This window comes from Robertkochia sediminum (assembly GCF_016786255.1).
GTDB classification, from domain to species: Bacteria; Bacteroidota; Bacteroidia; order Flavobacteriales; family Flavobacteriaceae; genus Robertkochia; species Robertkochia sediminum.
The window spans coordinates 263,191-288,409 of sequence record NZ_JADMKT010000077.1 but is presented as its reverse complement, the minus strand read 5'-3'; the positions used below and the strand labels follow the sequence as shown (position 1 = coordinate 288,409).

General features: G+C 46.6%; 24 protein-coding genes. 21 read left to right on the top strand and 3 right to left on the bottom strand.

Features of this window, described 5'->3' with window-relative positions; all coding sequences use genetic code 11:
* Window positions 1–180: 180 nt before the first annotated feature.
* Window positions 181–1,485: an aminodeoxychorismate synthase component I gene (pabB, locus tag IS446_RS11160; RefSeq protein ID WP_203060709.1), complete on the bottom strand. Its 1,305-nt coding sequence runs from the start codon at window positions 1,483–1,485 to the stop codon at window positions 181–183.
* A gap of 368 nt (window positions 1,486–1,853) precedes the next feature.
* Between pabB and IS446_RS11155 the strand changes: the two genes are divergently transcribed.
* The 12 genes from IS446_RS11155 (at window position 1,854) to proB (ending at window position 14,697) form a co-directional block, all read left to right on the top strand.
* Window positions 1,854–2,495, top strand: coding sequence for a GNAT family N-acetyltransferase (locus IS446_RS11155; protein ID WP_203060708.1), 642 nt, complete (start codon window positions 1,854–1,856; stop codon window positions 2,493–2,495).
* Complete coding sequence (argG, locus tag IS446_RS11150) at window positions 2,492–3,679, top strand: argininosuccinate synthase (RefSeq protein ID WP_203060706.1); 1,188 nt, start codon at window positions 2,492–2,494, stop codon at window positions 3,677–3,679. The genes IS446_RS11155 and argG overlap by 4 nt, the downstream gene beginning before the upstream one ends.
* On the top strand, window positions 3,676–4,650 hold the full coding sequence (gene argC / locus IS446_RS11145; RefSeq protein ID WP_203060705.1) for an N-acetyl-gamma-glutamyl-phosphate reductase: 975 nt from the start codon (window positions 3,676–3,678) through the stop codon (window positions 4,648–4,650). The genes argG and argC overlap by 4 nt, the downstream gene beginning before the upstream one ends.
* 18 nt (window positions 4,651–4,668) lie before the next feature.
* Complete coding sequence (gene proC / locus IS446_RS11140; protein WP_203060703.1) at window positions 4,669–5,466, top strand: pyrroline-5-carboxylate reductase; 798 nt, start codon at window positions 4,669–4,671, stop codon at window positions 5,464–5,466.
* 5 nt (window positions 5,467–5,471) lie between these two features.
* Window positions 5,472–6,629 carry an aspartate aminotransferase family protein gene (locus IS446_RS11135; protein ID WP_203060701.1) on the top strand — a complete coding sequence of 386 codons (1,158 nt, stop codon included), beginning with the start codon at window positions 5,472–5,474 and terminating at the stop codon, window positions 6,627–6,629.
* Window positions 6,629–7,627 carry an N-acetylornithine carbamoyltransferase gene (locus IS446_RS11130; RefSeq protein ID WP_235996475.1) on the top strand — a complete coding sequence of 333 codons (999 nt, stop codon included), beginning with the start codon at window positions 6,629–6,631 and terminating at the stop codon, window positions 7,625–7,627. The genes IS446_RS11135 and IS446_RS11130 overlap by 1 nt, the downstream gene beginning before the upstream one ends.
* An 11-nt stretch (window positions 7,628–7,638) precedes the next feature.
* Entirely contained in the window at window positions 7,639–8,418 is a 780-nt protein-coding gene (argB, locus tag IS446_RS11125; RefSeq protein WP_203060700.1) for an acetylglutamate kinase, read from the top strand.
* Entirely contained in the window at window positions 8,415–9,530 is a 1,116-nt protein-coding gene (locus tag IS446_RS11120) for a M20 family metallo-hydrolase (RefSeq protein ID WP_203060698.1), read from the top strand. Before argB ends, IS446_RS11120 begins: the two co-directional genes overlap by 4 nt.
* Before the next feature lie 210 nt (window positions 9,531–9,740).
* Window positions 9,741–11,021: an argininosuccinate lyase gene (argH, locus tag IS446_RS11115; protein WP_203060696.1), complete on the top strand. Its 1,281-nt coding sequence runs from the start codon at window positions 9,741–9,743 to the stop codon at window positions 11,019–11,021.
* A 633-nt stretch (window positions 11,022–11,654) separates the two neighbouring features.
* The gene (proC, locus tag IS446_RS11110; protein ID WP_203060695.1) at window positions 11,655–12,449 is read left to right on the top strand and encodes a pyrroline-5-carboxylate reductase; all 795 of its coding nucleotides are present in this window, start codon (window positions 11,655–11,657) and stop codon (window positions 12,447–12,449) included.
* A gap of 185 nt (window positions 12,450–12,634) precedes the next feature.
* Window positions 12,635–13,831, top strand: coding sequence for a glutamate-5-semialdehyde dehydrogenase (locus IS446_RS11105; protein WP_203060693.1), 1,197 nt, complete (start codon window positions 12,635–12,637; stop codon window positions 13,829–13,831).
* A gap of 89 nt (window positions 13,832–13,920) precedes the next feature.
* Window positions 13,921–14,697 carry a glutamate 5-kinase gene (proB, locus tag IS446_RS11100; RefSeq protein WP_203060691.1) on the top strand — a complete coding sequence of 259 codons (777 nt, stop codon included), beginning with the start codon at window positions 13,921–13,923 and terminating at the stop codon, window positions 14,695–14,697.
* Window positions 14,698–14,770: 73 nt separating this feature from the next.
* On the opposite strand, the gene IS446_RS11095 is transcribed toward proB, so the two are convergent.
* On the bottom strand, window positions 14,771–15,730 hold the full coding sequence (locus IS446_RS11095) for a UDP-glucuronic acid decarboxylase family protein (RefSeq protein WP_203060690.1): 960 nt from the start codon (window positions 15,728–15,730) through the stop codon (window positions 14,771–14,773).
* A gap of 397 nt (window positions 15,731–16,127) precedes the next feature.
* Here IS446_RS11095 and nhaC point away from each other — a divergent pair, with 397 nt between their 5' ends.
* The 4 genes from nhaC (at window position 16,128) to IS446_RS11075 (ending at window position 18,989) form a co-directional block, all read left to right on the top strand.
* Window positions 16,128–17,579 carry a Na+/H+ antiporter NhaC gene (gene nhaC / locus IS446_RS11090; protein WP_203060688.1) on the top strand — a complete coding sequence of 484 codons (1,452 nt, stop codon included), beginning with the start codon at window positions 16,128–16,130 and terminating at the stop codon, window positions 17,577–17,579.
* A gap of 206 nt (window positions 17,580–17,785) precedes the next feature.
* Complete coding sequence (locus IS446_RS11085) at window positions 17,786–18,424, top strand: peroxiredoxin (RefSeq protein ID WP_203060687.1); 639 nt, start codon at window positions 17,786–17,788, stop codon at window positions 18,422–18,424.
* A 6-nt stretch (window positions 18,425–18,430) separates the two neighbouring features.
* Entirely contained in the window at window positions 18,431–18,745 is a 315-nt protein-coding gene (locus IS446_RS11080; RefSeq protein ID WP_203060685.1) for a thioredoxin family protein, read from the top strand.
* Window positions 18,726–18,989, top strand: a complete 264-nt coding sequence (locus tag IS446_RS11075; RefSeq protein WP_203060684.1) for a DUF6952 family protein — start codon at window positions 18,726–18,728, stop codon at window positions 18,987–18,989. Before IS446_RS11080 ends, IS446_RS11075 begins: the two co-directional genes overlap by 20 nt.
* 113 nt (window positions 18,990–19,102) lie before the next feature.
* On the opposite strand, the gene IS446_RS11070 is transcribed toward IS446_RS11075, so the two are convergent.
* Window positions 19,103–19,459 (bottom strand): four helix bundle protein, encoded by a 357-nt coding sequence (locus IS446_RS11070; protein WP_203060682.1) that lies wholly within the window; start codon window positions 19,457–19,459, stop codon window positions 19,103–19,105.
* 251 nt (window positions 19,460–19,710) lie between these two features.
* Between IS446_RS11070 and tpx the strand changes: the two genes are divergently transcribed.
* The 5 genes from tpx to IS446_RS11045 all read left to right on the top strand — a co-directional run bounded on the left by tpx (window position 19,711) and on the right by IS446_RS11045 (window position 25,212).
* On the top strand, window positions 19,711–20,208 hold the full coding sequence (tpx, locus tag IS446_RS11065; RefSeq protein ID WP_203060680.1) for a thiol peroxidase: 498 nt from the start codon (window positions 19,711–19,713) through the stop codon (window positions 20,206–20,208).
* Window positions 20,209–20,221: 13 nt separating this feature from the next.
* The gene (locus IS446_RS11060; protein WP_203060678.1) at window positions 20,222–20,581 is read left to right on the top strand and encodes a diacylglycerol kinase; all 360 of its coding nucleotides are present in this window, start codon (window positions 20,222–20,224) and stop codon (window positions 20,579–20,581) included.
* Window positions 20,582–20,642: 61 nt separating this feature from the next.
* Complete coding sequence (locus IS446_RS11055; protein ID WP_203060676.1) at window positions 20,643–23,072, top strand: DNA translocase FtsK; 2,430 nt, start codon at window positions 20,643–20,645, stop codon at window positions 23,070–23,072.
* Between the two features lie 4 nt (window positions 23,073–23,076).
* The gene (locus IS446_RS11050; protein WP_203060674.1) at window positions 23,077–23,736 is read left to right on the top strand and encodes a LolA family protein; all 660 of its coding nucleotides are present in this window, start codon (window positions 23,077–23,079) and stop codon (window positions 23,734–23,736) included.
* Window positions 23,737–23,739: 3 nt separating this feature from the next.
* Window positions 23,740–25,212: an LptF/LptG family permease gene (locus IS446_RS11045; RefSeq protein WP_203060673.1), complete on the top strand. Its 1,473-nt coding sequence runs from the start codon at window positions 23,740–23,742 to the stop codon at window positions 25,210–25,212.
* Window positions 25,213–25,219: the final 7 nt, after the last annotated feature.

Below are 25,219 nucleotides of genomic sequence, written 5' to 3'. Positions count from 1 at the left end.
TTTTTACGGTTAAACGGTGACGACCACCTTCGCTAAAGCTACGGTGGATGACACGGTGATCTGGTTATAGATTTAAGGGCTAAGAAATCAACAATTCAAAATTTATAATCCAAAATTTCCCTACTTCCCTCCTTACCTACTTACCTACTTCCCTACTCACTACTCCCTACTCACTACTCCCTACTCACTACTCCCCTCCAACACCTCTCTCATGGCCTTGGCCTTTACCAAGCACTCCTCGTATTCCTTATCCGGTGATGAGGCCGCGGTAATGGCGCTTCCCACTGAGAAAGACACATAGCGCTTTTCTTTATTATAGAGAATACTCCTGATGATCACATTAAGATCAAAATCTCCTTCGGGACTAAAGTAACCCACTGCCCCACTGTAGAGTCCGCGACGCGTTTCCTCCAGTTCCTCGATGATCTTCATGGCCGAGATCTTCGGTGCCCCCGTCATACTCCCCATAGGAAACGTATTTCTTATGATCTCCACCGGGTCTGTATCTTCACTAACCACAGCCGTAACCGTAGATATAAGCTGGTGGACCTGTTTAAAGGTATACACCTCACATAACTCCTCTACCTCAACACTCCCCTTCAGGGCCATTCGCGACAGGTCATTGCGCACGAGGTCTACGATCATGACATTTTCCGAGCGCTCCTTTTCATCGGCCTTCAGGTTGGCGGCCAGCTGTTGGTCTTCCTCAGGATCTTCAGCCCGTCGGGCAGTTCCCTTTATGGGCTGGGAGATCACTTTTTGCCCCTTTTTCTTCAGGTAACGCTCAGGTGAAGCAGATACCAGGTAGAGCTCTTCCAGCTTAAGATAGGTCGCAAAAGGAGGTGCCGAGATGGCATTGAGGTCGAAATAACATTGTAAGGGATAGATCACGGTATCTTCCGCATAGAATTCCTGGCAAAAATTGGCTTCGTAGATATCGCCCCTGTGAATATGCCGGAGCATCTCTCCCACCTTTTCTTTGTATTCATCTTTGTGAATGCGCATTTTAATGGCCACCCGGTGTGGATCCTGGGGTACTTCTGCTTCTAAAAGTCTCATGATCTTCTCGTAGTCCTCTTCGATCTCATCGTCGACCATGGGTAAATAAGAAAAAACCAGTTTTTGGTCCCTGCAAAAAATGATCTTCTTAGGCTGAAAGAAATACAGGTCCGGAAAACCGAGTCCGTCGTAATTCTCCGAAACCAGGTTTTCCACATCGTTCTTCAGGTCGTAGGTAAGGTAACCGAAGATCCAGTCGGAGGTACTGCGCCTGTATTCCGAAAGATTTTCAAAGGCATTACTATGATCGGTTCGTATCGCCGTAAGGGCATCGACAGCGAGAACAGCCTCGAATTCACCATGCCTTTGCGTGTATGCATTACTATCGAGAAAGACCACCTCTTCGTGATCCTTTCCCCATAGTAACATGGCCTTTTTAAGGGTGATATCAGGAAGGTGATCGTAGACTATTTCTGTTCTTTTCATGCAATTTTAAAAGGTATACTTTTTATGGCAACACAAATTTAACAACAAAAAAACGGCTTCATTAGAAATATAATTCATAATATTGTTCTATCGTTTCTGAGTTACCCACAATCTTTTTGGGTTTCAAAGGCATCAGAACAGCGGTAATTTTTCGAATGAAACAGGAATTAAGAAATATCATCCAATTTTTAAGAGCCATCTTCTCTCCGGCTCCTGCTATGGTATTTGTTCCTGTGCGCAACCGCCGCATTCGCCGTCCTCGCCCGTAGGGCGCTATATTCTTTTGGGGTTTAGGTGAGTCCAACCCCGCTTTCACAAGACCATTTTACACTTTTTACAACAGTTATTCATCTGTTATTCTTTTTATCATGCAAGTTGTTATTGCAAATACTTCGCATTTGGGATATACCCGGGTGATATGCGATACTATCGAAGAATCGGCGAAATTACGCGGTACCGGTATCGCCAGACGTAGTGAGGAGTACCTCGCTACCAAGATCACTAACGGCAACGCCGTGATCGCTCTCGATGGCGATAAGTTCGCAGGTTTCTGTTATATCGAAACCTGGGGCCATGGTAAGTTCGTGGCAAATTCCGGACTTATCGTACATCCCGATTACAGGGGTAAAGGGCTGGCCAAAACCATTAAGACCAAGGTCTTTGAACACAGCCGAACCAAATTTCCCCAGGCCAAGATCTTTGGGATCACCACCGGACTGGCCGTGATGAAGATCAACTACGCCCTGGGATACGAACCGGTGACCTTCTCTGAACTCACCGACGATCCTGATTTCTGGAAAGGATGTCAAACCTGCAAGAACTACGACATCCTGACTCGTACCGAACGCAAAATGTGCCTGTGTACCGGCATGCTTTTCAATCCGGAAAAAAAGGCCGGGAAATCCAGAAGATCCTTTAATGAAAAGGTCTTCTCCCGCCTTAAAGGGATCAAAGGATCACTACAGCGAAAAAAAGAAAAGAATACAACACCTAACCCTTCCCACAAATGAAAAAATTAGTATTGGCCTATAGTGGCGGACTCGACACTTCATATTGTGCAAAATACCTCAGCAATGAAGGCTACGAGGTACACGCCGTTAGTATCAACACCGGGGGATTCACCCCGCAGGAGATCACCCTAATGGGCGAAAAGGCCAAAGCCCTTGGTGTAGCGGTATACCATAATATAGACGCCAAAGCTTCGTATTACGAGCAGGTGATCAAATACCTCATCTTCGGAAATATCCTGAAGAACAACACCTATCCGCTTTCCGTTAGTGCAGAGCGTATCGTACAGGCCATTGCCCTTATCAAATACGCCAGAACCATAGGTGCCGATGCTATTGCCCATGGAAGTACCGGGGCCGGAAACGACCAGGTGAGGTTCGATACCATCTTTCAGGTTATGGCTCCGGAGATCGGGATCATTACCCCGGTAAGAGATCAGCAACTTTCAAGACAAGAAGAAATGAGCTACCTCGAACAGTATGGTGTTCAAATGGAATGGCATAAAGCCAAATACTCTGTGAACAAAGGCCTTTGGGGTACCAGCGTTGGAGGTGAAGAAACACTGACCTCCCATAAACCCCTTCCGGAAGAAGCCTATCCGAGTCAGCTCACCCAAAATGAACCTATCTCACTTACCATTGCCTTCAAAAAAGGAGAACCGGTAAGCATTAACGGGGAGAACATGGATTCCGTCACCCTCATCGAAACCCTCGAAAACATCGCCTCTGCCTATGCTATTGGCCGCGATATCCATGTGGGAGATACCATTATCGGGATCAAAGGAAGGGTCGGATTCGAAGCGGCAGCCTCTCTCATCCTGATCAAGGCACACCACCTGCTGGAAAAACACGTTCTCAGCAAATGGCAACTTCATCACAAGGAGTACCTGGCAAGCCAGTACGGGATGCTATTGCACGAAGGACAATACCTTGACCCCTTTATGAGAAATACAGAGGCCTTTCTGGCCGATTCCCAGGAACATGTGAATGGAGAAGTTTTCCTTACCCTTCACCCCTATCGATTTACCCTCGATGGGATCGCCTCGGAGAACGATCTGATGCAGCCCGGATTTGGAAGCTATGGCGAGATGAATACCGGATGGAATGCTACCGAGGCTAAAGGATTTATTAAGATCAATGCCCAAGGACAGAAATTACAGAACAGCGTAAATACCCTTACCGTATGATCAAGGCAGGAATTATAGGAGGCTCAGGATATACTGCAGGAGAACTGCTGCGCTTATTGGTACATCACCCGGAGGTGAACATTGATTTTGCATACAGCACCACCAATGCCGGCAAATCGGTTAGCACAGTACACCAGGACCTCATCGGAGACACCGATCTTAAATTCACCGATGTGGTAAACCCCGATGTCGATGTGGTCTTTCTATGCCTGGGTCATGGCAATTCGAGAACCTTCCTCGAAGGTCAGGAGTTTGCTACACATACATTGACCATAGATCTCAGCAACGATTTCCGACTTCAGGGGCAACATATCGCCAACGATAAAACCTTTGTCTACGGACTTCCGGAATTCTTCGGTGAGGAAATAAAGCAAGCTAAGGCCATCGCCAATCCCGGTTGCTTTGCGACCGCCATTCAACTGGCGTTACTGCCCATGGCTAAGGCCGGAAAGCTACCGAAAGAGGTGCATACCAATGGGATCACAGGCAGTACCGGTGCCGGGGTTAAGCCCTCAGCTACGACCCACTTTAGCTGGAGGAATAATAACATTAGCTGGTATAAACCCTTTACCCACCAACACCTGGATGAAGTAGGACAAAGTATCAACACGCTGGGGGATACCAATAGCAAAGTGATCTTTATTCCTCACAGAGGCAATTTCACCCGAGGGATCTTTACCACCTCCTATTTTAAGTTTGAAGGGGATCTTACGAAGGCCGAAGCTATCTATCAAAAAGCTTATGAGAATACCCCATTCACTACCCTGTCTGCTGTTGAACCCCACCTTAAACAGGTGGTGAACACCAATAAATGCCTGGTACACCTGCACAAACATGAAGATATGCTTATGGTCACCAGCATGATCGACAACCTCCTGAAGGGCGCTTCGGGACAAGCCGTACAAAATATGAACCTTGTATTTGGCCTTGAAGAAACCGCAGGCCTCCAATTAAAAGGCAGTCATTTTTAACCATAAAAAGGGAACCGTATGAAAACAGCCATTATAGGAACCGGAAATCTGGGCGCAGCCATCGCCAGAGGTATCATCAAAGATGATCTGGCCTCCCAATTGACTCTTACCAAAAGAAAGCTCGAAGAACTGCACACCTTCGAAAGGCACCACGGAGTACAATGTACCAGGGACAACCTGGCAGCAGCAACCGATAGCGACGTGATCATAATGGCCGTACAACCCACCCAAATGGAGGGGTTACTTCAAGAGCTTTCTCCCGTGATCCGTAACAAACAATTGCTCATTTCTGTAGCCACCGGTTATGGCATCGATCAAATGGAAGCCATCCTTGGCAGCGATAAACCCATCATGAGAGCCATGCCAAACACGGCCATTGGCGTAGGACATTCTATGACCACATTATGTGGCAACAAGGCTTCTGAAGGATTGGAGCACAAGGCAGAAAGCATCTTTAATTCCCTTGGGAAAACGCTGCACATCCCCGAGGAAAAAATGCAGGCCGCCACCGTTGTTTGCGCCAGTGGGATCGCATTCTGGATGCGTCTCATCAGGGCAACCACCCAAGGTGCTATACAACTGGGATTCGATTCCGGGGAAGCGCGCGAAATGGCCATACAAACCTGTTTTGGTGCTGCCAGTCTGCTACAACATTCCGGAAGTCATCCTGAAGCCGAGATCGATAAGGTGACCACCCCTATGGGTTGCACCATCGAAGGGCTTAACGAAATGGAATTCCAGGGCATGAGCGCCTCCCTGATCAAAGGAATGAAGGCGTCATTTGAAAAGATCAATGAAATAGCTATCAAAAAATAAGACCTATGAAACTCTTCGATGTTTATCCGCTATACGATATTACCCCTGTAAAGGCCCAAGGCATGCATGTTTACGACAGCAAAGGTGGGGAATACCTCGATTTCTACGGAGGTCATGCCGTGATCTCCATCGGCCACTCCCATCCGCACTATGTGAGCAGTATCTCTGAACAACTCCAAAAACTGGGATTCTATTCGAATGCCGTGGTGAATACCTTACAACAAACCCTTGCCGATAAACTCGGAGCCGTATCCGGTTGCGATCACTATCAGCTGTTTTTGTGTAGCTCAGGGGCCGAAGCCAATGAGAATGCCCTCAAAATGGCTTCTTTTTATACCGGCAAGAAAAAGGTGATCGCCTTCGAGAAAGCTTTTCACGGGAGAACATCTGCCGCCGTAGCCGCTACCGATAATGTGAAGATCCAGGCGCCTTTGAATCAGGACCACGAGGTCGCACACCTGCCATGGGAGGATCTGGAAGCCCTGGAACAGGAGCTCGCCAAAGGCGATGCTTGTGCCGTGATCATTGAACCCATACAAGGCGTTGGCGGACTCCAAACGGCGTCTGCAGCTTTTTTACAGGGTATTGAGTCGCTCTGCAAGCAATACAAGGCCGTTTTCATCGCCGATGAGGTGCAAAGCGGATACGGACGAACGGGAAAATTCTTTGCCTTTCAGCATGCTGGCGTTGAACCGGATATGATCACCATGGCCAAAGGCATGGGGAATGGTTTTCCGGTAGCAGGAGTGCTCTTCCACCCCGACATACCCGCCCAACACGGTCAGTTGGGCACCACCTTTGGAGGCAATCACCTGGCCTGTGCCGCGGCTATCTCGGTATTGGAGGTGATCGAAAAAGAAAACCTGGTGAACAATGCCCAAACAGCCGGCGCCTATATGGCAACGCAACTGGCGAAGATCCCCGGGGTGATCGCTGTAAAGGGCAAAGGACTTATGCTGGGGATCACCCTCGAAGGGCCGGCAGCTCCCATCCGTAAGGAACTGCTTTTCGGAGAACACATTTTTACCGGTGGGGCTGCCCATAAGAACATGATCCGGTTATTACCGCCTCTTACTGTTAACCAAGAGGCTATTGATAAACTCATCACAGCGATCGATCATGTGATCAATACCGTTCCCGCATCACTCAATAACAACAAGTAATGAAAACGACAATGCAACAACATACCGACACGCTCAACGGAAAATCCGCTCAACAGGAAAAAGAATTCACCGACCTTCACAACAAAGAGCATATCAACAAGCTTATTGACAGTGCGATCAGCCTGAAAGCATCACCTTTTGCACACAGCGAAACCGGAAAACACAAAACCCTGGCCATGCTGTTCTTTAACAGCAGCCTGAGAACACGTATGAGCACCCAAAAGGCCGCTCAAAACCTGGGCATGAACGTGATGACCATCAACCTCAATCAGGACGGATGGCAGCTCGAGTTTGAAGATGGTACGACCATGAATGCCGATAAGGCCGAGCATATCAAAGAAGCAGCCCTGGTGATCTCGCAATATGCCGATATTATTGCCCTGAGGGCATTTCCAAAACTGGTTTCACGAGAAGACGACTACCAGGAAACCATACTCAACGCCTTTGTAAAATACGCCACCGTTCCCGTGGTCAATATGGAAAGCGCAACAGCCCATCCGCTCCAGGCCCTGGCCGATGCCATGACCATTAAAGAAAAGCAAACCCATAAAAAGCCCAAAGTGGTACTTACCTGGGCACCCCATCCTAAAGCCCTGCCACAGGCCGTGCCCAACTCCTTCGTAAAAATGATGCGCATGCAAGCCGTCGACCTGGTAGTTACCCACCCCGAAGGTTATGAGCTGTCACCGGAGATCATGGGTGATACCAAAGTGATCTACGACCAGGAAGAGGCCCTCAAGGATGCCGATTTTATCTACGCCAAGAACTGGAGCTCTTTTACGGAATATGGCAAAGTACTTAGCCAGGATGAGAACTGGATGATTACCCCCGAAAAGACGGGAGAGGCCTTTTTTATGCACTGCCTGCCGGTGCGAAGAAACGTAGTGGTTGCCGACGCCGTTCTCGATAGCAAACAAAGCCTGGTGATCGATCAGGCCAATAACCGAACCTGGAGCGCCCAGGCCGTATTACTCGATCTATTGCATAATAACGCATAATACACGGAATCATGGAAACACTTTCGATCGTAAAAATAGGCGGAAACGTCATCGATGATCAGGATGCCCTGAACCACTTCCTGCACAACTTGGCTGCCCTTCCGGGCTATAAACTGCTGGTACACGGTGGTGGCAAGATCGCTACTGAAACCGCACACAAAATGGGCATCCCAGTACAAATGCACGAAGGCAGACGTATTACCTGCTTTGAGACCCTAAAAGTGGTGACCATGGTCTATGCGGGTTATGTGAACAAAACCATTACCGCCTCCCTGCAGGCAAGCGGCTGTAATGCCATCGGATTAAGCGGTGCCGATATGAATATGATCAAGGCCGAAAAGCGTCCCGTTAAGGAGATCGATTACGGATTTGCAGGAGATATCACCGAGGTGAATATTACCCAGTTAAATCTGCTTTTAACAGCCGGCATTACACCTGTATGCTGTGCGGTGACCCATGATGGGAACGGACAATTACTCAATACCAATGCCGATACCATCGCAGCTGCCCTGGCCTCGGCCCTGGCCGGAAGCTGGAATACCAGCCTGTATTATTGTTTTGAAAAGAATGGCGTTCTAGAGGATATCAACCAGGCGCATTCTGTGATCCCTCAGATCACCCGAACGTATTTTGAAGAACTGAAACAAAAGGCGATCATCGCCGACGGGATGCTTCCTAAACTGAATAATGCATTCGCTGCCCTGGAGAACGGCGTAAAAGAAGTGTTTATTGGTTCACATCAAATGATCGGAAGCACTGAAGTTGTCAATACCAAAATAGCACTGTCATGACCCTCGATACCCTAAAGCATGAAGCCCTCGCGCTTCTTAAACAACTTATTGAAACGCCTTCCTTTTCGAAAGAGGAAGATAAGACCGCAGCGCTTATAGAACAATGGTTTACCGACCATGGCATTCCTTTTGAACGGGAAAACAACAATATCTGGGCATTTAACGAACACTATCGGAAGGACACTCCCCTCCTGCTGCTCAATTCGCACCACGATACCGTGAAGCCCAATAAAGCCTATACCCGGGATCCGTTCACAGCAGCAGAAGAAAATGGAAAATTGTACGGCCTTGGCAGTAATGATGCCGGGGGCTGCCTGGTGTCTCTTTTGGCAACATTCACCTATTTGTATCATCAAGAGGGACTGGCATATAACCTGGTTATGGTAGCCTCTGCCGAAGAAGAGAACAGTGGGATGAACGGATTAAATTCGGTTTTGAAGCATTTGCCTGAACCCGAGGTGGCCATCGTGGGAGAACCTACAAAAATGCATATGGCCATTGCCGAGAAAGGCCTGGTGGTATTTGATGCCGCTGTACATGGCACACCGGGTCACGCCGCACACCCGAACAACGATAATCCGTTGTACAAGTGTATTGAGGTCCTCCAATGGTTCAAAGATTATCAATTCGAGAAAACCTCCCCCCTGCTCGGAGCAGTGAAGATGACCGTAACCCAGATCAACGCGGGGTCCCAGCACAATGTGGTTCCTGCAAAGGTCGACCTTGTAGTTGATGTAAGGGTGACCGAACAGTATACCAACCAGGAGGTCTATGAACTGCTTAAGGCAGAAGCCCCATGCGAGATCACCCCACGCTCTCTGCGCCTGGGCTCCTCATCCATACCGGAAGGTCACCCCCTGGTAAAAGCAGGATTAAAAATGGGAAGGGAAACCTATGGCTCACCCACCCTATCTGATCAGGCCGCTTTGAGTTGCCCCTCCCTCAAAATGGGCCCGGGAGATTCAACCCGCTCCCATTCCGCCGATGAATTCATCTACGTAAAAGAGCTCATGGAAGGGATCGATATTTACGCCGGACTGCTGGAAAAGGTGGTCTTTAAGGAGCGTGCGATGATTGATGATGAATTATCAATGAAAGAAGAAAGATTGTAGATGTTGAATGGAAAATGGTGAGTTATGAATGGTGAGTTATGAATGGTGAATTATGAATGGTGAATTATGAATGGTGAATTATGAATGGTGAATGATTCATGTGTAGGGGTAATTCTTTACTCTTTACTCTTTACCCTTCTCTCTTTACCCCTTTACACCTTCACCTCTTCACCTCTTCACCTCTTTACCTAATAAAAAACTTCAAGTAAAATGAAACTCTGGGACAAAGGAATATCAACAGACGAAAAGACAGATCAATTTACCGTAGGACAAGACAGGGAGTTTGACCTGTTGCTGGTAAAATACGACATACAGGCCTCCATTGCCCATGCCCAAATGCTGGCCAAGGTCGGACTCATCACCAATGAAGAGGGCAAGGCGCTGGAAGAGGAACTTCTGGCCATAGGTGAGCAAGTCGCTCAGGGCGATTTCACCATAGAAAAGGAATTCGAGGATATGCACTCGAAGATCGAGTTCCTCCTCACCGAACGCCTGGGAGATACCGGAAAAAAAGTGCATACAGCACGATCGCGAAACGACCAGGTACTGGTCGCCATGCAGCTCTACCTCAAGGATGAACTCAAGGCTATTCGAACCCTTTCTAAGTCCCTTTTTGACCAACTCACCGCCCTTGCCGAAACCCATAAGGACACCCTCTTACCGGGGTATACCCACCTTCAGGTGGCCATGCCCTCTTCTTTCGGGCTTTGGCTCGGAGCCTATGCCGAGACGCTTATAGACGACCTCTACCTGGTGGACGCAGCGTATAAGGTTTGCGATCAGAATCCGCTGGGAAGTGCCGCCGGTTACGGAAGCTCCTTCCCCGTAGACAGGGAATTCACCACCAAAGCCCTTGGCTTTTCAACCCTTAAATACAATGCCGTAGCCGCACAAATGGGTCGCGGTAAGGTCGAGAAATATACCGCTTTTTCCCTGGCAGGGATCGCCGGTACCCTGGGGAAATTTGCGATGGACATCTGCCTCTACCTAAGTCAGAACTTTGATTTTATAAGTTTTCCGGACCAGCTCACCACGGGAAGCAGCATCATGCCACATAAAAAGAATCCCGACATATTCGAATTGATACGTGGTAAATGCAACAAGCTTCAGGGACTGCCTAATACCCTGGCCTTACTCACTACCAATTTACCCAGTGGCTATCACAGAGAGCTCCAGCTCTGTAAAGAGCTAATAGTTCCTGCGATACAGGAAATGAAGAGCTGTATCGAAATGACCCACTTTGCCATAGCAGAAATGCAGGTAAATACCGATATTCTGGAAGACCCTAAATACGATTACCTCTTTAGCGTTGATACCCTTAATCAAATGGTACTTGATGGAACGCCCTTCAGAGAAGCTTATAAAATAATGGGTGCGTCGATCGAAAACGGCACCTATGCCCCCAATAAAAGTGTGAACCATACCCATCTCGGTAGTATCGGTAATCCGGCCATAGCCGAGATCAGGCAAAAAATGGAAGCTGCAAAATAAACCTTCTTGGGGATGAATGGCTTCGGTTGCCATTCATCCCCAAAATAAAGATGGGTCGCTACGATCTTTTAAGTGCACAGGTATCAATACATCTAAAAATATCACCTAACATAATCTACATAAAAGCCGTTAATTCGCACAAAATTCAACAGTTAAGCAACCAGCCCTAAGTCTTAATGAAATGTTAAAAATATTTTGGAGTTGATAGCCTCGACAGCTTATTATATAAAATATTTCTATGTTCAGAACACGATCAATTCCTGAAAATGATCTTCAGAACAGCATGCTTCTCAAACGTTAGAATTCTAATTATTACAAGCATTACATCAGAATTTTCCTGATAAAAGTTCCACCCTCAACTTCCATCTCTCATACCGTCCGTAAGAAATTTTAACACAATTTATTTGTTCCTTAATATTATGTAAAACAGCTCGAATAACTTGGATTTGAGGCGTATAATATTATAATGGTATCGGTTCGGAGTTTGCACACGAAGGAAAATCCTTCTTTTACGAGTGAAATAAGAAATGGTTATTTCAGACCATTTTTTACAGATCCCGAAAGCGTAGATCTCCTTCAAAACAATCCTCGAACCACCTTTACGAATTGTAATATTAACCTTAAAAACAAAAAATGAAAGTAACCGTTATTGGATCGGGTAATTTAGGAAAATCTATTATCAGCGGACTCGCTAACAGCGATCTGTTCGATCCAAAGAACATTGTGGTGGCCGATGCCGATCCGGACAATCTGGAGATCATAAAAGCCCAGGCCGGGGTAAGTGTCACTGAAAGCAACCTGGAAGCGATCAAAGAATCAAAATGGATCATTTTGTGTATCCAACCGCGAATTCTCCAGATCGTTCTGGATCAGATCAAAGACCACCTGCGAGAAGACCAGGTATTGATCTCTACCGTTACCGGTGTGACCACCGAAGACATTAACGAGGTAGTTCCGAATAACAAGGTTATTCGCGCTATGCCTAACACGGCAGCGGTACAACAACAATCCATGTCGTTTATCTGCGCAGAGAACAACGAAGATGAAGACGTAGAATTCGTTAGACGTATGTTTGGCACTATTGGTAAGGCCATTATCATCGAACAACGACTAATGAAACCTGCTACCGTACTGGGAGCATCCGGAACGGCGTTCTTCCTCCGATTTTTACGCGCCCTTACCCAGGGAGGTGTGCAAATGGGCTTTCACCCGCATGAAGCACAGGCTATCGTAGCACAGGTTGCCATTGGGGCGGCTTCGCTTATCGAAGACGGAACCCAGGCAGAGGTCGAAGTAGACAACGTGACCACGCCAAGAGGTTGCACCATCGAAGGTCTTAATGCCATGGAGCATAACGGTCTCACTTCGGCAGTGATCAAAGGGGTAATGGCTGCATTCGATAAGATCAGCAATATTCACGAGGCATAATTGCCCGGGTAGATCAACCTCACTGAAATTAGTTAGTATTTAATCATTTAATTTTTTAGTAAAAAAGGATCTGATGGCGGAAAAAATACAAGGGTGTACGCGTGTCAGGATCCTCCGATAGAACTCAACACCCTCAAGTCCGGTACTCTCATATAAAAACTATCAAGCTACCGGCATTACACGTGATGAAAACCATACTTACGATCAAAGAGCGTAACAATGTTTTATCAACCATGGCTAAACTGATCCGCGAGGAAAGCGAAGCCATACTTACAGCAAATAAACAAGACCTGGAGGCCTATAGCGGAGAAGATCTTGCTATGGAAGACCGGTTAAAAGTAAACGATGCCAAGATCGACGGGATGATCAACTCCCTCGAAGAATTGGCATCACAAAAAGATCCTCTCGGGCAGGAACGTTTCCATTTTACCCACGACAACGGTATGGAAGTTTCCAATAAAACGGCCCCCTTCGGAACGGTGATGATCATCTATGAATCAAGGCCCGACGTTACCGTAGAAGCTGCGGGAATTGCCTTTAAATCTGGAAATAAGATCTTGCTGAAGGGAGGAAAAGAATCTCTCAATTCCAATCTCGTGATCACCGATCTGTGGCATCGCGCCTTAGCCATGCACAGCATTGACACCGATTGGATGACCTATCTGAAGTTCAACCGTCAGGAAACCCAAGAATTCCTGGCCAATCCCACGGAGCCTATCGACCTGATCGTACCCCGTGGTGGTGAACGACTCATAGCCTTTGTAAAAGAACATGCTACCTGCCCTGTGGTGGTTAGTGGCCGGGGTAATAACTTCGTATATGTTCATAAGAACGCCGATAAGGAACTGGCAAAAAAGGTGATCCTGAATGCCAAGACCGCCAAGATCTCGGCTTGTAATGCCCTGGATAAGGTGCTAATCGATAAAGACCTGGAAGGGAAAACCGAATTCCTCAATGAACTCACCGCCATGCTCCAAGAGCAGGATGTGGAGATCCTCACCGACGAGGCCCTAAAAGGGCTCGAAGGTACCAGCATTCTGGAAAGTGATGACATCTGGTACAAGGAATTCCTCGACTACAAGATCGTGATCGGAGAAACCAGCTCCCTGGAAGATGCCGTGGCCTGGATCAACAAATATTCGGGCGGCCATTCGAGTTCGATCATTACCACCGAAAATAGCGCCGCAGAGCAATTCATGATCAATGTAGATGCCGCTGCGGTTTATCACAACGCCTCTACCCGATTTACCGATGGCGGACAATTAGGACTTGGTGGTGAACTCGCTATCAGTACCGACAAACTCCATCAACGAGGCCCCATTGGTCTGCAACACCTGGTGACCAACAAATGGTACATTCACGGTGCCGGACAGATCAGATAAATAACAAAACGATGCATAATAAACACTTTTGTGTTATCCATAAAACATATAGGATCGAAGACACTGTTGTCGGTTCAAAAAACAAAGACATGAGTACGTCAAAAACAAAGAAAAGAGTACTGTTAAAAATAGGCTCCAATACCCTTACCAAAGAATCCGATCAGCTTTCAAGGGGAAAGATCGAAGATATAGGACGACAGATCGCTGCCCTTTCAGACGATTATGAATTCATTATTGTGAGTTCGGGTGCTAAGGTGGTTGCCAAACAATTCGTGCAATTAGAAAGCGACCACGCAGAGATCAACGTAAAACAAGCCCTTACGTCTATCGGACAACCCCATCTTATAAGGATCTTTCAGGAGAGCTTCCGCGAATTGGGATTACTGGCATCCCAATGCCTGTTATCGTATTCCGATTTCGAAAAGGAAATGTCCAGGGAGAATATCAAGAACGTGGTCGACATTCTAGTTAGCAACGGATATATTCCTATTATCAATGAGAACGACACCGTTTCGACCGAGGAGATCCAATTTGGCGATAACGACCGATTGGCAGCGATGACCGCAGCCTTGCTGGGCGTAGACCTCCTGGTGATCGCCACCAATACCAATGGGATCTATACCAAAGAGTCGTTCGTAAACGACGATCCGGAGACCATAGAAGAGGTCGATAACTTCAAAGATCTCAAAAAAGAGGTCGTAGACGAAGATAAGTCGACACATGGTACCGGGGGAATGAGCTCCAAGGTGATGGCCCTGGAGATCGCCAATAAGGCGAGTATTGAGACCTGGATCGTAAATGGACTGGAAGATAATTTCATCCTGAATACCATCAATGAGAATACCGCCTTTACAAAGATCTCCTGATCTTGATACACACAGGCCTTTAACAAAACAGCCACCTTGACGGGTGGCTGTTTTTCTTTCTGTATACTTCTATTTAATGGGCATAAGGATCAGGTCCTGCTAAGATCTCATCAAAATAAGCAATGGTCTTGGTCAATCCCTCGCGCAAATGCACTTTAGGCTCCCACCCATTAAGCTTTTCCTTGGCAAGGCTAATATCCGGACGACGCTGTTTTGGATCGTCCTGAGGTAGTGGTTGATGTACCAGCTTAGAACTACTGCCGGTAAGATCGAGAATATTCTGCGCTAATTCCAGCATGGTGAACTCATGCGGATTCCCTATGTTCACCGGTCCCGTAAAATCGTCTGAGGTGTTCATCATTCGCACGGTTCCTTCCACCAGGTCATCGACATACTGGAAAGAACGGGTTTGCATTCCGTCTCCATAAATGGTAATATCCTTTCCCTGTAAGGCCTGAACAATAAAATTAGAGACCACGCGCCCGTCGTTCGGATTCATATTCGGGCCGTAAGTATTGAAGATCCTGATGATCTTAATATCCACCTGGTTCGAATTGTGATAATCCATGAAGAGGGTTTCGGCACAGCGTTTACCTTCATCATAACAGGATCGCAAACCGATGGGATTCACATTACCCCAATACGACTCCGGTTGCGGGTGTACCGTTGGATCACCATACACTTCAGAGGTACTCGCCTGAAGGATCCGGGCCTTCATACGTTTGGCCAGACCGAGCATATTTACCGCCCCCATCACAGAGGTCTTAATGGTCTTAATAGGATTGTACTGGTAGTGCACCGGACTCGCAGGACAGGCCATATTGTAGATCTGGTCTACTTCGGCAAAGAACGGATGTGTAATGTCGTGGCGTACCATTTCAAAATATGGGTAATCTCTTAGATGAAGAATGTTGGCCTTGGTCCCTGTAAAATAGTTATCAAGACAGATCACCTCATTACCCTCTTTGAGTAATCGCTCACACAGGTGCGAACCTATGAACCCGGCTCCTCCGGTTACTAATATTCTTTTCATAATCTATTTGTCCATTTTATATAATTGAGTCTCTTTGACCTGACTCGTGAAATAAGATTTGAGGCGTTTGCCCAAATACATCTTACCGTTAATTCTCTGTACATGTTTGACCATGGATCATGATCTTTTCAAATGTAACATGAGCGCCATGGTCTGTGAAAATAAATGTAGGAGATTTTGTAAGTCTCTACAACAAGACGGGGTAAAATAAAGGATTTTACAGATAAGAGTAAAAACTACCATGTTTCAACCAAATCGATAAACACTTCGTACAAAACCACTTAGACCCCTGTTGTCATAAAAAGATCAAAAAATTGAATTTGCACACAATTCGTTAAAATCGTAACATTACATCGCTATAGATAAAATTTCAGCTTAAAACGTCACCTATTTATACATGGAAGAAACCGGGATAGATCAGAACAAAGAATTGAGTATTTGGGAAGCTTTGCTTCCCGTTATCATATTAGTAGCCATGCTGGCGTTTAACGTATTTGTATACGGAGACGACGCACTTAGCGGTTCGAACCAGTTCATTCTTCTTTTAGGAGGGGCTGTAGCCGCCCTGGTCGGATTGCGTAATAAGGTAACTTTCGATACCATGCTTGAAGAGGTTGCCAAAAACATCAAATCGACTTCCAGTGCCATTCTCATTCTATTGTTCGTAGGGTCCCTGGCAGGAACCTGGCTCATTAGCGGGGTGATCCCTGCAATGATCTACTACGGATTACAGATCCTGAACCCCACCTTTTTCCTGGCGGCCAGTGTGATCATTTGTGCGGTGATCTCCATCGCTACGGGATCCAGCTGGACCACCTCAGCCACGGTAGGGATCGCCTTGATCGGTATTGGGAATGCCCTGGGTATCGACGCCGGTATGTCGGCCGGAGCAGTGATATCTGGTGCGTATTTTGGTGATAAAATGTCGCCCCTGAGCGACACTACTAACCTGGCACCGGCCATGGCGGGTACAGATCTGTTCACTCACATCCGGTATATGGCCTTTACAACCGTACCCACAGTGATCGTTACCCTGATCATTTTCACCATTATCGGATTGAACCTGGAAACCACCTCTGCTCCTGATACGTCAGGACTACTAAAGTCTATTGAAGAGACCTTTTATATAACTCCGTGGTTATTCCTGGTACCGGCAGCAGTGATCTTTATGATCGTTCGCAAGACCTCCCCCCTGGTAGCACTGCTCCTGGGAACACTCTTAGGAGGTGTATTCGCTATTATCTTCCAACCGGAGATCGTTATGGGAATTGCCGGCGCTACAGAACTCAATGTGGTTTCTGCCTATCGCGGGGTCATGGATGCCATTACTGTAGATGTCGCCATAGAGACCAGCAATGAAAAACTAAACGAGCTGTTCTCTGCCGGAGGTATGTATGGCATGCTGGGAACCATCTGGCTTATTCTCTGCGCTATGGTATTTGGAGGTATCATGGACGCTATTGGAGCACTGTCCAGAATTAGTAAGGCTCTGCTCACAGCATTTAACTCTGTGTTCGGTCTTTTTGCCAGTACTGTGGCCAGTTGTCTTGCCATTAACGTTACCGCTTCAGACCAGTACCTGGCGATCGTGGTCCCCGGTAAGATGTATGCCAAGGCGTATGAAGATAAGGGGCTTGCGCCGGAGAACCTGAGTAGAACTCTGGAAGATTCCGGAACGGTAACCTCTGTACTCATCCCTTGGAATACTTGTGGTGCTTATCAGAGTGGCGTTCTTGGGGTAGATACCATGAGTTATATGGGGTACGCCTTCTTCAATTATTTGAGTCCGTTCATGACCCTCACCTTTGCAGCCCTCAACATAAAGATCAGACGACTTGCAGGAAAATAAAATGTAAAGGCTTTTTGCCAAAACATTAACAGATTCGTAAAACATATAGGGGTGTTTTTCCAAATTCCGAAAAGAATTAAAGGAAAAACACCTCTATTTTTATTGCCTATACCAGCATAGGATAATACAATTTGAAGTGCCGTGCAGGGTATGCTTATAATGCTACTTTTGCCCTCGTAGTTTAACAAATCAAAACATTGAACAATATGACCCTAGTTGGTAGAAAATTCCCAAATGTAGCGGTAAACGCTATGGATGAAATGGGCGATACCTTCCAGATCAACGTACTGGAAGAAGCTAAAAAGAACAACAAGAAAGTACTTCTTTTCTGGTACCCTAAAGATTTTACTTTCGTTTGTCCTACTGAGCTTCACGCTTTCCAGGCAGCTATGGAAGAGTTCGAAAAAAGAAACACTATGGTTATCGGTGCTTCTTGTGATACTGCCGAAGTACACTTTGCATGGTTGAACACCAAAAAAGACGACGGTGGTATTGAAGGAGTAACCTACCCACTGCTTGCAGACAGCAACAGAAACCTGGCTAACATCCTTGGTATCCTTGACGGTCAGTCGGAGACCTATAATGAGGAAACAGGAACTTATATGCTGGAAGGAGACAATGTAACCTACCGCGCTACTTACCTGATCGACGAGGAAGGAACCGTATTCCATGAAGGTGTTAACCACATGCCTGTTGGACGTAACGTAAACGAATTCCTTAGATTGATCGACGCATACGCTCACGTACAGAAGAACGGTGAGGTTTGTCCTGCAAACTGGGAAGAAGGAAAACAAGCCATGACTGCCGACAGAACGGGAGTAGCTGAATACTTAAGCTTAAACTAAGAAATTATGCTGGTAGAACTGGAAAATGATAACCTCGCAGAACTGGTTTCTCAACACCCAAAGGTGATCGTGCAGTATTCTGCCGGTTGGTGCGGTAACTGCCGTATCATGAAGCCTAAGTTCAAAAAATTCTCCAGAGATCATGAAGATACCCTATTCGTGATCGCCGATGCGGAGAAATATCCGGAGTCCCGAAAACTGGCTAAGGTAGACAACCTGCCTACTTTTGCAGCTTTCAAGAACGGGGCTACGGCCAATCAGGTTCAGACCAACAAAACTGACGTCCTAAAAGAACTTATAGATGAAATTACCAGTAATTAAGCAGATCACTGGCTTCATCGCCGAGAACGACCAGGATTACGTACTCGAAACCATCGAAACCCTGGAAGCGATCACAGAGGTCCCGTCTCTCAAAGACGAGGAACTCGATGTAATCGGTGAATTGCTCTCCAATTTATACGGTGCACTCGAAGTACACAAAATGGTCAGAGACGAAGGTATGGACCAAAAGAAAGCACTCAATGCTTTTATGCAACGGGTCATGGGATCTATCGATAAAGAATAATCCCCTCCCGTTCAACACATGGGAATTAGTTATATGAAAAAGGGAAAAACTCCGGGCGAAAGTCCGGAGTTTTTTTGTTACGAGGTTACAAGGTTACAAGGTTATAATGAATGCTAATGTTTAGACCTCAAGGCTATACTTCGTTTTAAACCATGGATCATGGCCCTTATCGTGACGATATCTTCTTGTATATCGGGTGCTAATTTCTGCAATCCTAACCGATCGAGTATCATGAGCTGAGTCTCTAACTCTGATAGGGATCCGGAGGAAATATCCAGGTATCGCAAAAACTCTTTGTTGCTCCTGCGCCCCGCTCCTTCAGCTATATTACTGGGTATGGAAACCACCGCACGGTTAATCTGGCTGCCAAAGTCGTACCTTTCCTGAGCATTCATCATCTTTGTCAAAGCGTATACCTTCTCCACCAAAGTCATACTGCGCTTCCATACTTCCAGATCCGTGTGATACATAATTATTGATTATAAAACTATAAAGATATAGATTTTTTTCTACATAATTGATTTCCAGGTTTTCCCTCATAACCTCATAACCTCATAACCTCATAACCTCATAACCTCATAACCTCATAACCTCATAACCTCATAACCTCATAACCTTGTAACCTCATAACCTTGTAACCTTGTAACCTTGTAACCTCATAACCTTGTAACCTCATAACCTCATAACTTTTTTCATACCTTTAAAACAAAAATTCAACCATATGGCAACAGTAACATTAAAAGGAAATGAAATTCACACTTCAGGAACCCTGCCCGAGGTAGGTAAACCCGCACCTGAATTCGCACTGGTAGCAGAAGATCTATCTTCAAAGGGTCTGGCCGATTTTAAAGGACAAAAATTGGTGCTCAATGTATTTCCAAGCATAGATACCGGTACCTGTGCGCAAAGCGTACGTACGTTCAACGAAAAGGCTTCCGGAATGGATAACACCAAAGTGCTTTGCATCTCTCGCGACACCCCTTTTGCGATGACACGTTTTTGCGGAGCTGAAGGCCTGGAGCACGTGATCAACCTATCGGATATGCGCGACTGGAACTTCGGAAAGGCCTACGGACTCGATTTCACCGATGGGCCGCTGCAAGGACTGTTGAGCAGGGCGGTTATCGTTATCGATGAGAACGGTGTGGTAACCCATGCACAACAAGTACCTGAGATCGTTGACGAACCTGATTACAACGCTGCACTGGCGGCCTTATAACCGCATTTCGCCAATGAGCAGCTTCCTGAGAAAAAGGATAAAAAGCATTGGGTATGCCTCGAAAGGGGCATACCTCTTGCTTAAACATGAACCGAGCATTCAAGTGCAGGCCGTAATTGCATGTGCGGTGACCATTCTGGGATTAGTGGTAGGCCTTACCGCTACCGAATGGTGTATTCAAAACCTTACCATTACCGTGATCATGACCGCTGAAGGACTCAACACGGCTATTGAAAAAACGGCCGATTTCGTTCACCCGGAACACCATCCTATGATCGGACGCATCAAAGATGTGGCCGCCGGCGCGGTAATGATCGCTGCCCTGGGAGCAGTTCTCGTAGGATTGTTCATCTATATCCCCAAATTTTTTTAAAATTACAATCTCAGAACGTACGTTTGTAATTTGTACTTTTGCCTTAAACCTAACAATGCTAATGGCCCGTAAAAAGACCAAAAAGAAAACCAGCTCAACCGGCAATAAACTATCTCAATTCAAGCTTTCTCACCAGCAAAAGATCATTTTGGGTAGTTTGCTCATGCTGCTTAGTATCGGGTGTTTTATAGCATTTATCTCTTTCTTTACTTCCTGGCAACAAGACCAAAGTCTGCTTACCGAATTCGCCAACCGCGAACTCGAAGCCCGCAACTGGCTTAACAAGTTCGGCGCTTCTGTAAGTCACCTCTTTATCTACAAGGGATTTGGCGTAGCCTCTTTTATCTTTCTGGCCCTCGTATTTCAAACAGGATTATACCTCTTTCTCGACCTGGGCGCAAAGAAACTCGCCGACCGTTGGTTCTGGGGCCTCGTGGTGATCCTATGGCTCTCTGTCCTCATGGGATTCTTTGGCCAAAGCGCTCCCCTGCTGGGTGGGGTTGTCGGATTTGAAATGAACGACTTCTTAAAAGACTATATCGGTAATATCGGAATAAGCCTTATCCTCCTTTTTGTGCTCATTACCTATTCGGTACTGCGCCTCAAGATCACACCCCAAAAGATCGCTTCGGCCTTTCAGCATACCCGTAATGAGATCAAATCGAATTTTTCTGAGGAACACGCCGGGGTTACTGCCGAAACAGATACCCTGATTCCGGAAACAGAACCTGTTGATGAAGCTCCGGTTACCGAAGAAGATATCCCTGTGTCTGCCCCTACCCTTACTTCTGAAACCCGCGGAGACGATACCAACGACATAACCCTGGAGAACAGCTTCGAGGTAAAGATAGATACGACGAATGCTCCAAAAAGTGAGCCTGAAAATTCGCAAGAGGACAGGATCACCATGGAAGTGGAGACCATCAAAGAAGAAAAGGAAGAAAGTGAGCTCCTTGCCGAAAAGCTGGTAAGCGACTTCGGAGAGTTCGATCCCAAGCTCAACCTGAGCAATTACAAGTTTCCTCCCCTTGACCTTCTTAAGGATTACGGTGCAGGAAGCATCACCATAGACCAGACAGAACTCGAAGAGAATAAAGACAGGATCGTAGCCACCCTGAAGAATTATAAGATCGATATTTCGCAGATCAAGGCGACTATAGGGCCAACCGTAACCCTTTATGAGATCGTTCCGGCAGCGGGGGTGCGTATTTCGAAGATCAAGAACCTGGAAGATGATATCGCCCTTTCACTTTCGGCCCTTGGTATCAGGATCATTGCTCCCATCCCCGGAAAAGGTACCATAGGTATTGAAGTACCTAATAAAAAGGCGGCTATCGTATCCATGCGATCGGTGATCGCCTCCAAGAAATTTCAGAATGCCGAAATGGAACTTCCTATAGCCTTCGGAAAGACCATTAGCAATGAAACCTTTGTGGCCGACCTTACCAAAATGCCACACATGCTTATGGCCGGTGCTACCGGTCAGGGTAAGTCGGTAGGTCTTAATGCCATCCTTACTTCCCTGCTCTACAAGAAGCATCCGGCAGAAGTAAAATTCGTCCTTGTAGATCCTAAAAAGGTCGAACTTACCTTGTTCAACCACATCGAAAGACATTTCCTTGCGAAGCTTCCCGACAGTGAAGAAGCTATTATTACCGATAACACCAAGGTGATCAACACCCTGAACTCCCTTTGTATAGAAATGGACAACAGGTACGAGTTGCTTAAGAATGCCATGGTGCGAAATATCAAAGAGTACAACGCCAAATTCAAGGAGCGCAAGCTCAATCCGAACGACGGCCATCAATTCCTGCCCTATATCGTATTGGTGATCGATGAGTTTGCCGACCTTATCATGACGGCCGGTAAGGAAGTAGAAACTCCTATCGCCCGACTGGCACAGCTGGCAAGGGCCGTAGGGATCCACCTGATCATTGCGACCCAGCGACCATCGGTGAATGTGATCACCGGGATCATCAAGGCAAACTTCCCGGCGAGGGTAGCCTTCAGGGTGACCTCGAAGATCGATTCCAGAACCATTCTCGATTCTCCGGGTGCCGACCAGCTTATTGGTCGTGGAGACATGCTGTTTACCCAGGGAGCAGAACCGGTGCGTTTACAGTGTGCCTTTGTAGACACCCCTGAAGTTGCAAGAATTACCGACTATATTGGCGGACAAAGAGCATATCCCGAAGCTCACCTCCTACCCGAATACGTGGGCGAAGACTCTGGCACAGCTCTTGATATAGATGCCTCAGACAGAGATGCCCTCTTCCGTGAGGCGGCAGAGGTGATCGTCATAGCACAGCAAGGATCGGCATCCCTCTTGCAGCGAAAACTCAAACTCGGATATAACCGCGCGGGAAGGATCATCGATCAGCTCGAAGCTGCCGGGATCGTAGGCCCATTTGAAGGCTCCAAAGCGAGACAAGTGCTTGTTCCCGATGTTATGGCTCTTGAAGAAATGTTAAACAATGAAAACAACAACTGATATTATGAAGAAAATTGTCTTACTGGCCCTAATGACCTTTACGGTGGCTCTGGGAACCACAGACCTCCATGCTCAGAACGACAGCAAGGCTAAAGCCCTGCTCGACCAGGTGCACCAAACGGTAAAAAGCTACGACAACATCTTTATCGACTTTAATTACGTTTTGGAGAACACCGCAGAGAATATCCGTCAGGAAACCCGCGGCGATGTGACCCTGAAGGGCGATAAATATCGTTTTAACTACCTCGGGGCAACAAAGATCTTCGACGGTTCGAAAACCTATACCATTATTCCCGAAAATGAGGAAGTGGTTATTGAAGATGCCGGGAGTGAAGAGCAGGGAACCATAACCCCTTCGAAGATGCTTACCTTTTACGAGAACGGATATACCTATAAGTGGGATATCACCCAAAACGTAAAAGGCAGAAACATCCAGTACATCGAACTGGTGCCTATCGATTCGAATTCAGAGATCAGTAAGATCCTCCTGGGTATTGACACCCAGACCAAACACATCTACAACCTGATCGAAGTAGGACAGAGCGGTACAAAAACCACCATTACCGTTAATTCTTTTAAAACCGACCAACCCATATCAAAAAGCTTATTTACCTTTGATGGCCCCAAATACGAAGAAATGGGCTATTACATCATAAACAACTAGGCTTTGTACACATTAGACCGTTACATTCTTTCAAGGTTCTTATACAATTTTTTAAGTTCCTTCCTGATATTGATGCTCATCTTTATCTTCCAGGCCATTTGGTTCTTTATAGACGAATGGGCAGGGAAAGGTATCGACCTTTTGATCGTGGGGAAGTTCCTGGTGTACTACTCCCCTAACCTGATCCCCATGGTATTGCCACTAACCGTTTTGCTGGCAAGTATCATGACCTTTGGAAGTCTTGCCGAGAATTACGAATTCGCAGCCATGAAAGCTTCAGGGATCTCCCTGTTCCGGGCCATGAGACCGCTCATTATCTTTATCACCGTATTGAGCATCGGAACGTTTTTCTTTGCCAACAGCGTTATCCCCGAAGCGGAGCTCAAATCGTACAACCTGAGAAGAAATATTGCCCAGGCCAAGCCTGCCCTGGCGATCACCGAAGGGATCTTTAACAACATACCGGAGACCGACATCAATATCAAGGTGAACGACAAGTACGGCGATAACGACCAACTCCTGAGCGAGGTGGTGATCCATAAACTCACTAATGGCGGACTCAACAACCAGGTGGTAAAATCAAAGGAAGGAGAGCTCACCAGCAAAAAAGGGAGTAACTACCTGCAGCTGGTATTGAAAGACGGTCACTTTTACGAAGACATCCAGGGGAAAACGATCTCTGCCCGTCGAAAGGTTCCCTTTGCCAAGGCTTATTTTGACACCTATACCATGAACGTAGACCTCTCCCAGCTCAGCAATGATAACCTGGAAAAGGAAAACGTAAGCAACACCCATAAAATGCTTAATGCGAGGGAACTCGATGTGGCTATTGATTCCCTTTACACCGATAACCGCGAGGTGATAAGCTCCCTGTCTAAAAGTATTCAGAGCCGTACCGGTTTTACCAATATTGACGGTGATCACACAGCGCAGCGCCCGGTAAAAGACACCATAGACCCAACAGGAAAGTCGATCCCTGAGCTCATGGAATTCTACGAGCCCTGGAGACAATCACAGATCGTGGACATGGCCAAGAACAATATGAACAGTACGAAGCGTTCTATCGAAGCCAAGCGCTCTGACATTCAGCGACGCATCAAGCTCCTTAATGTGCATTTCTTGTCGCTACACCAAAAGTTTGCATTGCCTATAGCGTGTTTTATCCTCTTCTTTGTTGGTGCACCCCTGGGGGCTATTATCCGAAAGGGCGGACTCGGACTGCCCATGGTATTGGCTATCGCACTCTTCCTTACCTATTACTTTATTGGGATCTTTACCAAGAACTACGCAGAAGATGGTAGTATGGATCCTGTATGGGCGTCGTGGGTATCGACCCTGATCATGTTGCCACTGGGCATCTGGCTCACCAGAAGAGCTACTGCAGATAAGGCTGTGTTCGATCCGGACAGTATTTCTGAAAAGTTCTTCAACCTTTTTAATTTCATTCGCAAAAAAGATTCAACAGAGGCAAAATAAGTATCTT

Excerpts from the sequence above, each read along its gene's own strand:
- IS446_RS11095 (WP_203060690.1), bottom strand. The coding sequence starts at position 15,730 with ATGAAAAGAATATTAGTAACCGGAGGAGCCGGGTTCATAGGTTCGCAC.
- tpx (WP_203060680.1), top strand. The coding sequence starts at position 19,711 with ATGGCAACAGTAACATTAAAAGGAAATGAAATTCACACTTCAGGAACC.
- proC (WP_203060695.1), top strand. The coding sequence starts at position 11,655 with ATGAAAGTAACCGTTATTGGATCGGGTAATTTAGGAAAATCTATTATC.
- IS446_RS11120 (WP_203060698.1), top strand. The coding sequence starts at position 8,415 with ATGACCCTCGATACCCTAAAGCATGAAGCCCTCGCGCTTCTTAAACAA.
- argG (WP_203060706.1), top strand. The coding sequence starts at position 2,492 with ATGAAAAAATTAGTATTGGCCTATAGTGGCGGACTCGACACTTCATAT.
- IS446_RS11105 (WP_203060693.1), top strand. The coding sequence starts at position 12,635 with ATGAAAACCATACTTACGATCAAAGAGCGTAACAATGTTTTATCAACC.
- nhaC (WP_203060688.1), top strand. The coding sequence starts at position 16,128 with ATGGAAGAAACCGGGATAGATCAGAACAAAGAATTGAGTATTTGGGAA.
- IS446_RS11070 (WP_203060682.1), bottom strand. The coding sequence starts at position 19,459 with ATGTATCACACGGATCTGGAAGTATGGAAGCGCAGTATGACTTTGGTG.
- argC (WP_203060705.1), top strand. The coding sequence starts at position 3,676 with ATGATCAAGGCAGGAATTATAGGAGGCTCAGGATATACTGCAGGAGAA.
- IS446_RS11135 (WP_203060701.1), top strand. The coding sequence starts at position 5,472 with ATGAAACTCTTCGATGTTTATCCGCTATACGATATTACCCCTGTAAAG.
- argB (WP_203060700.1), top strand. The coding sequence starts at position 7,639 with ATGGAAACACTTTCGATCGTAAAAATAGGCGGAAACGTCATCGATGAT.
- argH (WP_203060696.1), top strand. The coding sequence starts at position 9,741 with ATGAAACTCTGGGACAAAGGAATATCAACAGACGAAAAGACAGATCAA.
- IS446_RS11050 (WP_203060674.1), top strand. The coding sequence starts at position 23,077 with ATGAAGAAAATTGTCTTACTGGCCCTAATGACCTTTACGGTGGCTCTG.
- pabB (WP_203060709.1), bottom strand. The coding sequence starts at position 1,485 with ATGAAAAGAACAGAAATAGTCTACGATCACCTTCCTGATATCACCCTT.
- IS446_RS11055 (WP_203060676.1), top strand. The coding sequence starts at position 20,643 with ATGGCCCGTAAAAAGACCAAAAAGAAAACCAGCTCAACCGGCAATAAA.
- IS446_RS11060 (WP_203060678.1), top strand. The coding sequence starts at position 20,222 with ATGAGCAGCTTCCTGAGAAAAAGGATAAAAAGCATTGGGTATGCCTCG.
- proC (WP_203060703.1), top strand. The coding sequence starts at position 4,669 with ATGAAAACAGCCATTATAGGAACCGGAAATCTGGGCGCAGCCATCGCC.
- IS446_RS11130 (WP_235996475.1), top strand. The coding sequence starts at position 6,629 with ATGAAAACGACAATGCAACAACATACCGACACGCTCAACGGAAAATCC.
- IS446_RS11155 (WP_203060708.1), top strand. The coding sequence starts at position 1,854 with ATGCAAGTTGTTATTGCAAATACTTCGCATTTGGGATATACCCGGGTG.
- proB (WP_203060691.1), top strand. The coding sequence starts at position 13,921 with ATGAGTACGTCAAAAACAAAGAAAAGAGTACTGTTAAAAATAGGCTCC.
- IS446_RS11080 (WP_203060685.1), top strand. The coding sequence starts at position 18,431 with ATGCTGGTAGAACTGGAAAATGATAACCTCGCAGAACTGGTTTCTCAA.
- IS446_RS11075 (WP_203060684.1), top strand. The coding sequence starts at position 18,726 with ATGAAATTACCAGTAATTAAGCAGATCACTGGCTTCATCGCCGAGAAC.
- IS446_RS11085 (WP_203060687.1), top strand. The coding sequence starts at position 17,786 with ATGACCCTAGTTGGTAGAAAATTCCCAAATGTAGCGGTAAACGCTATG.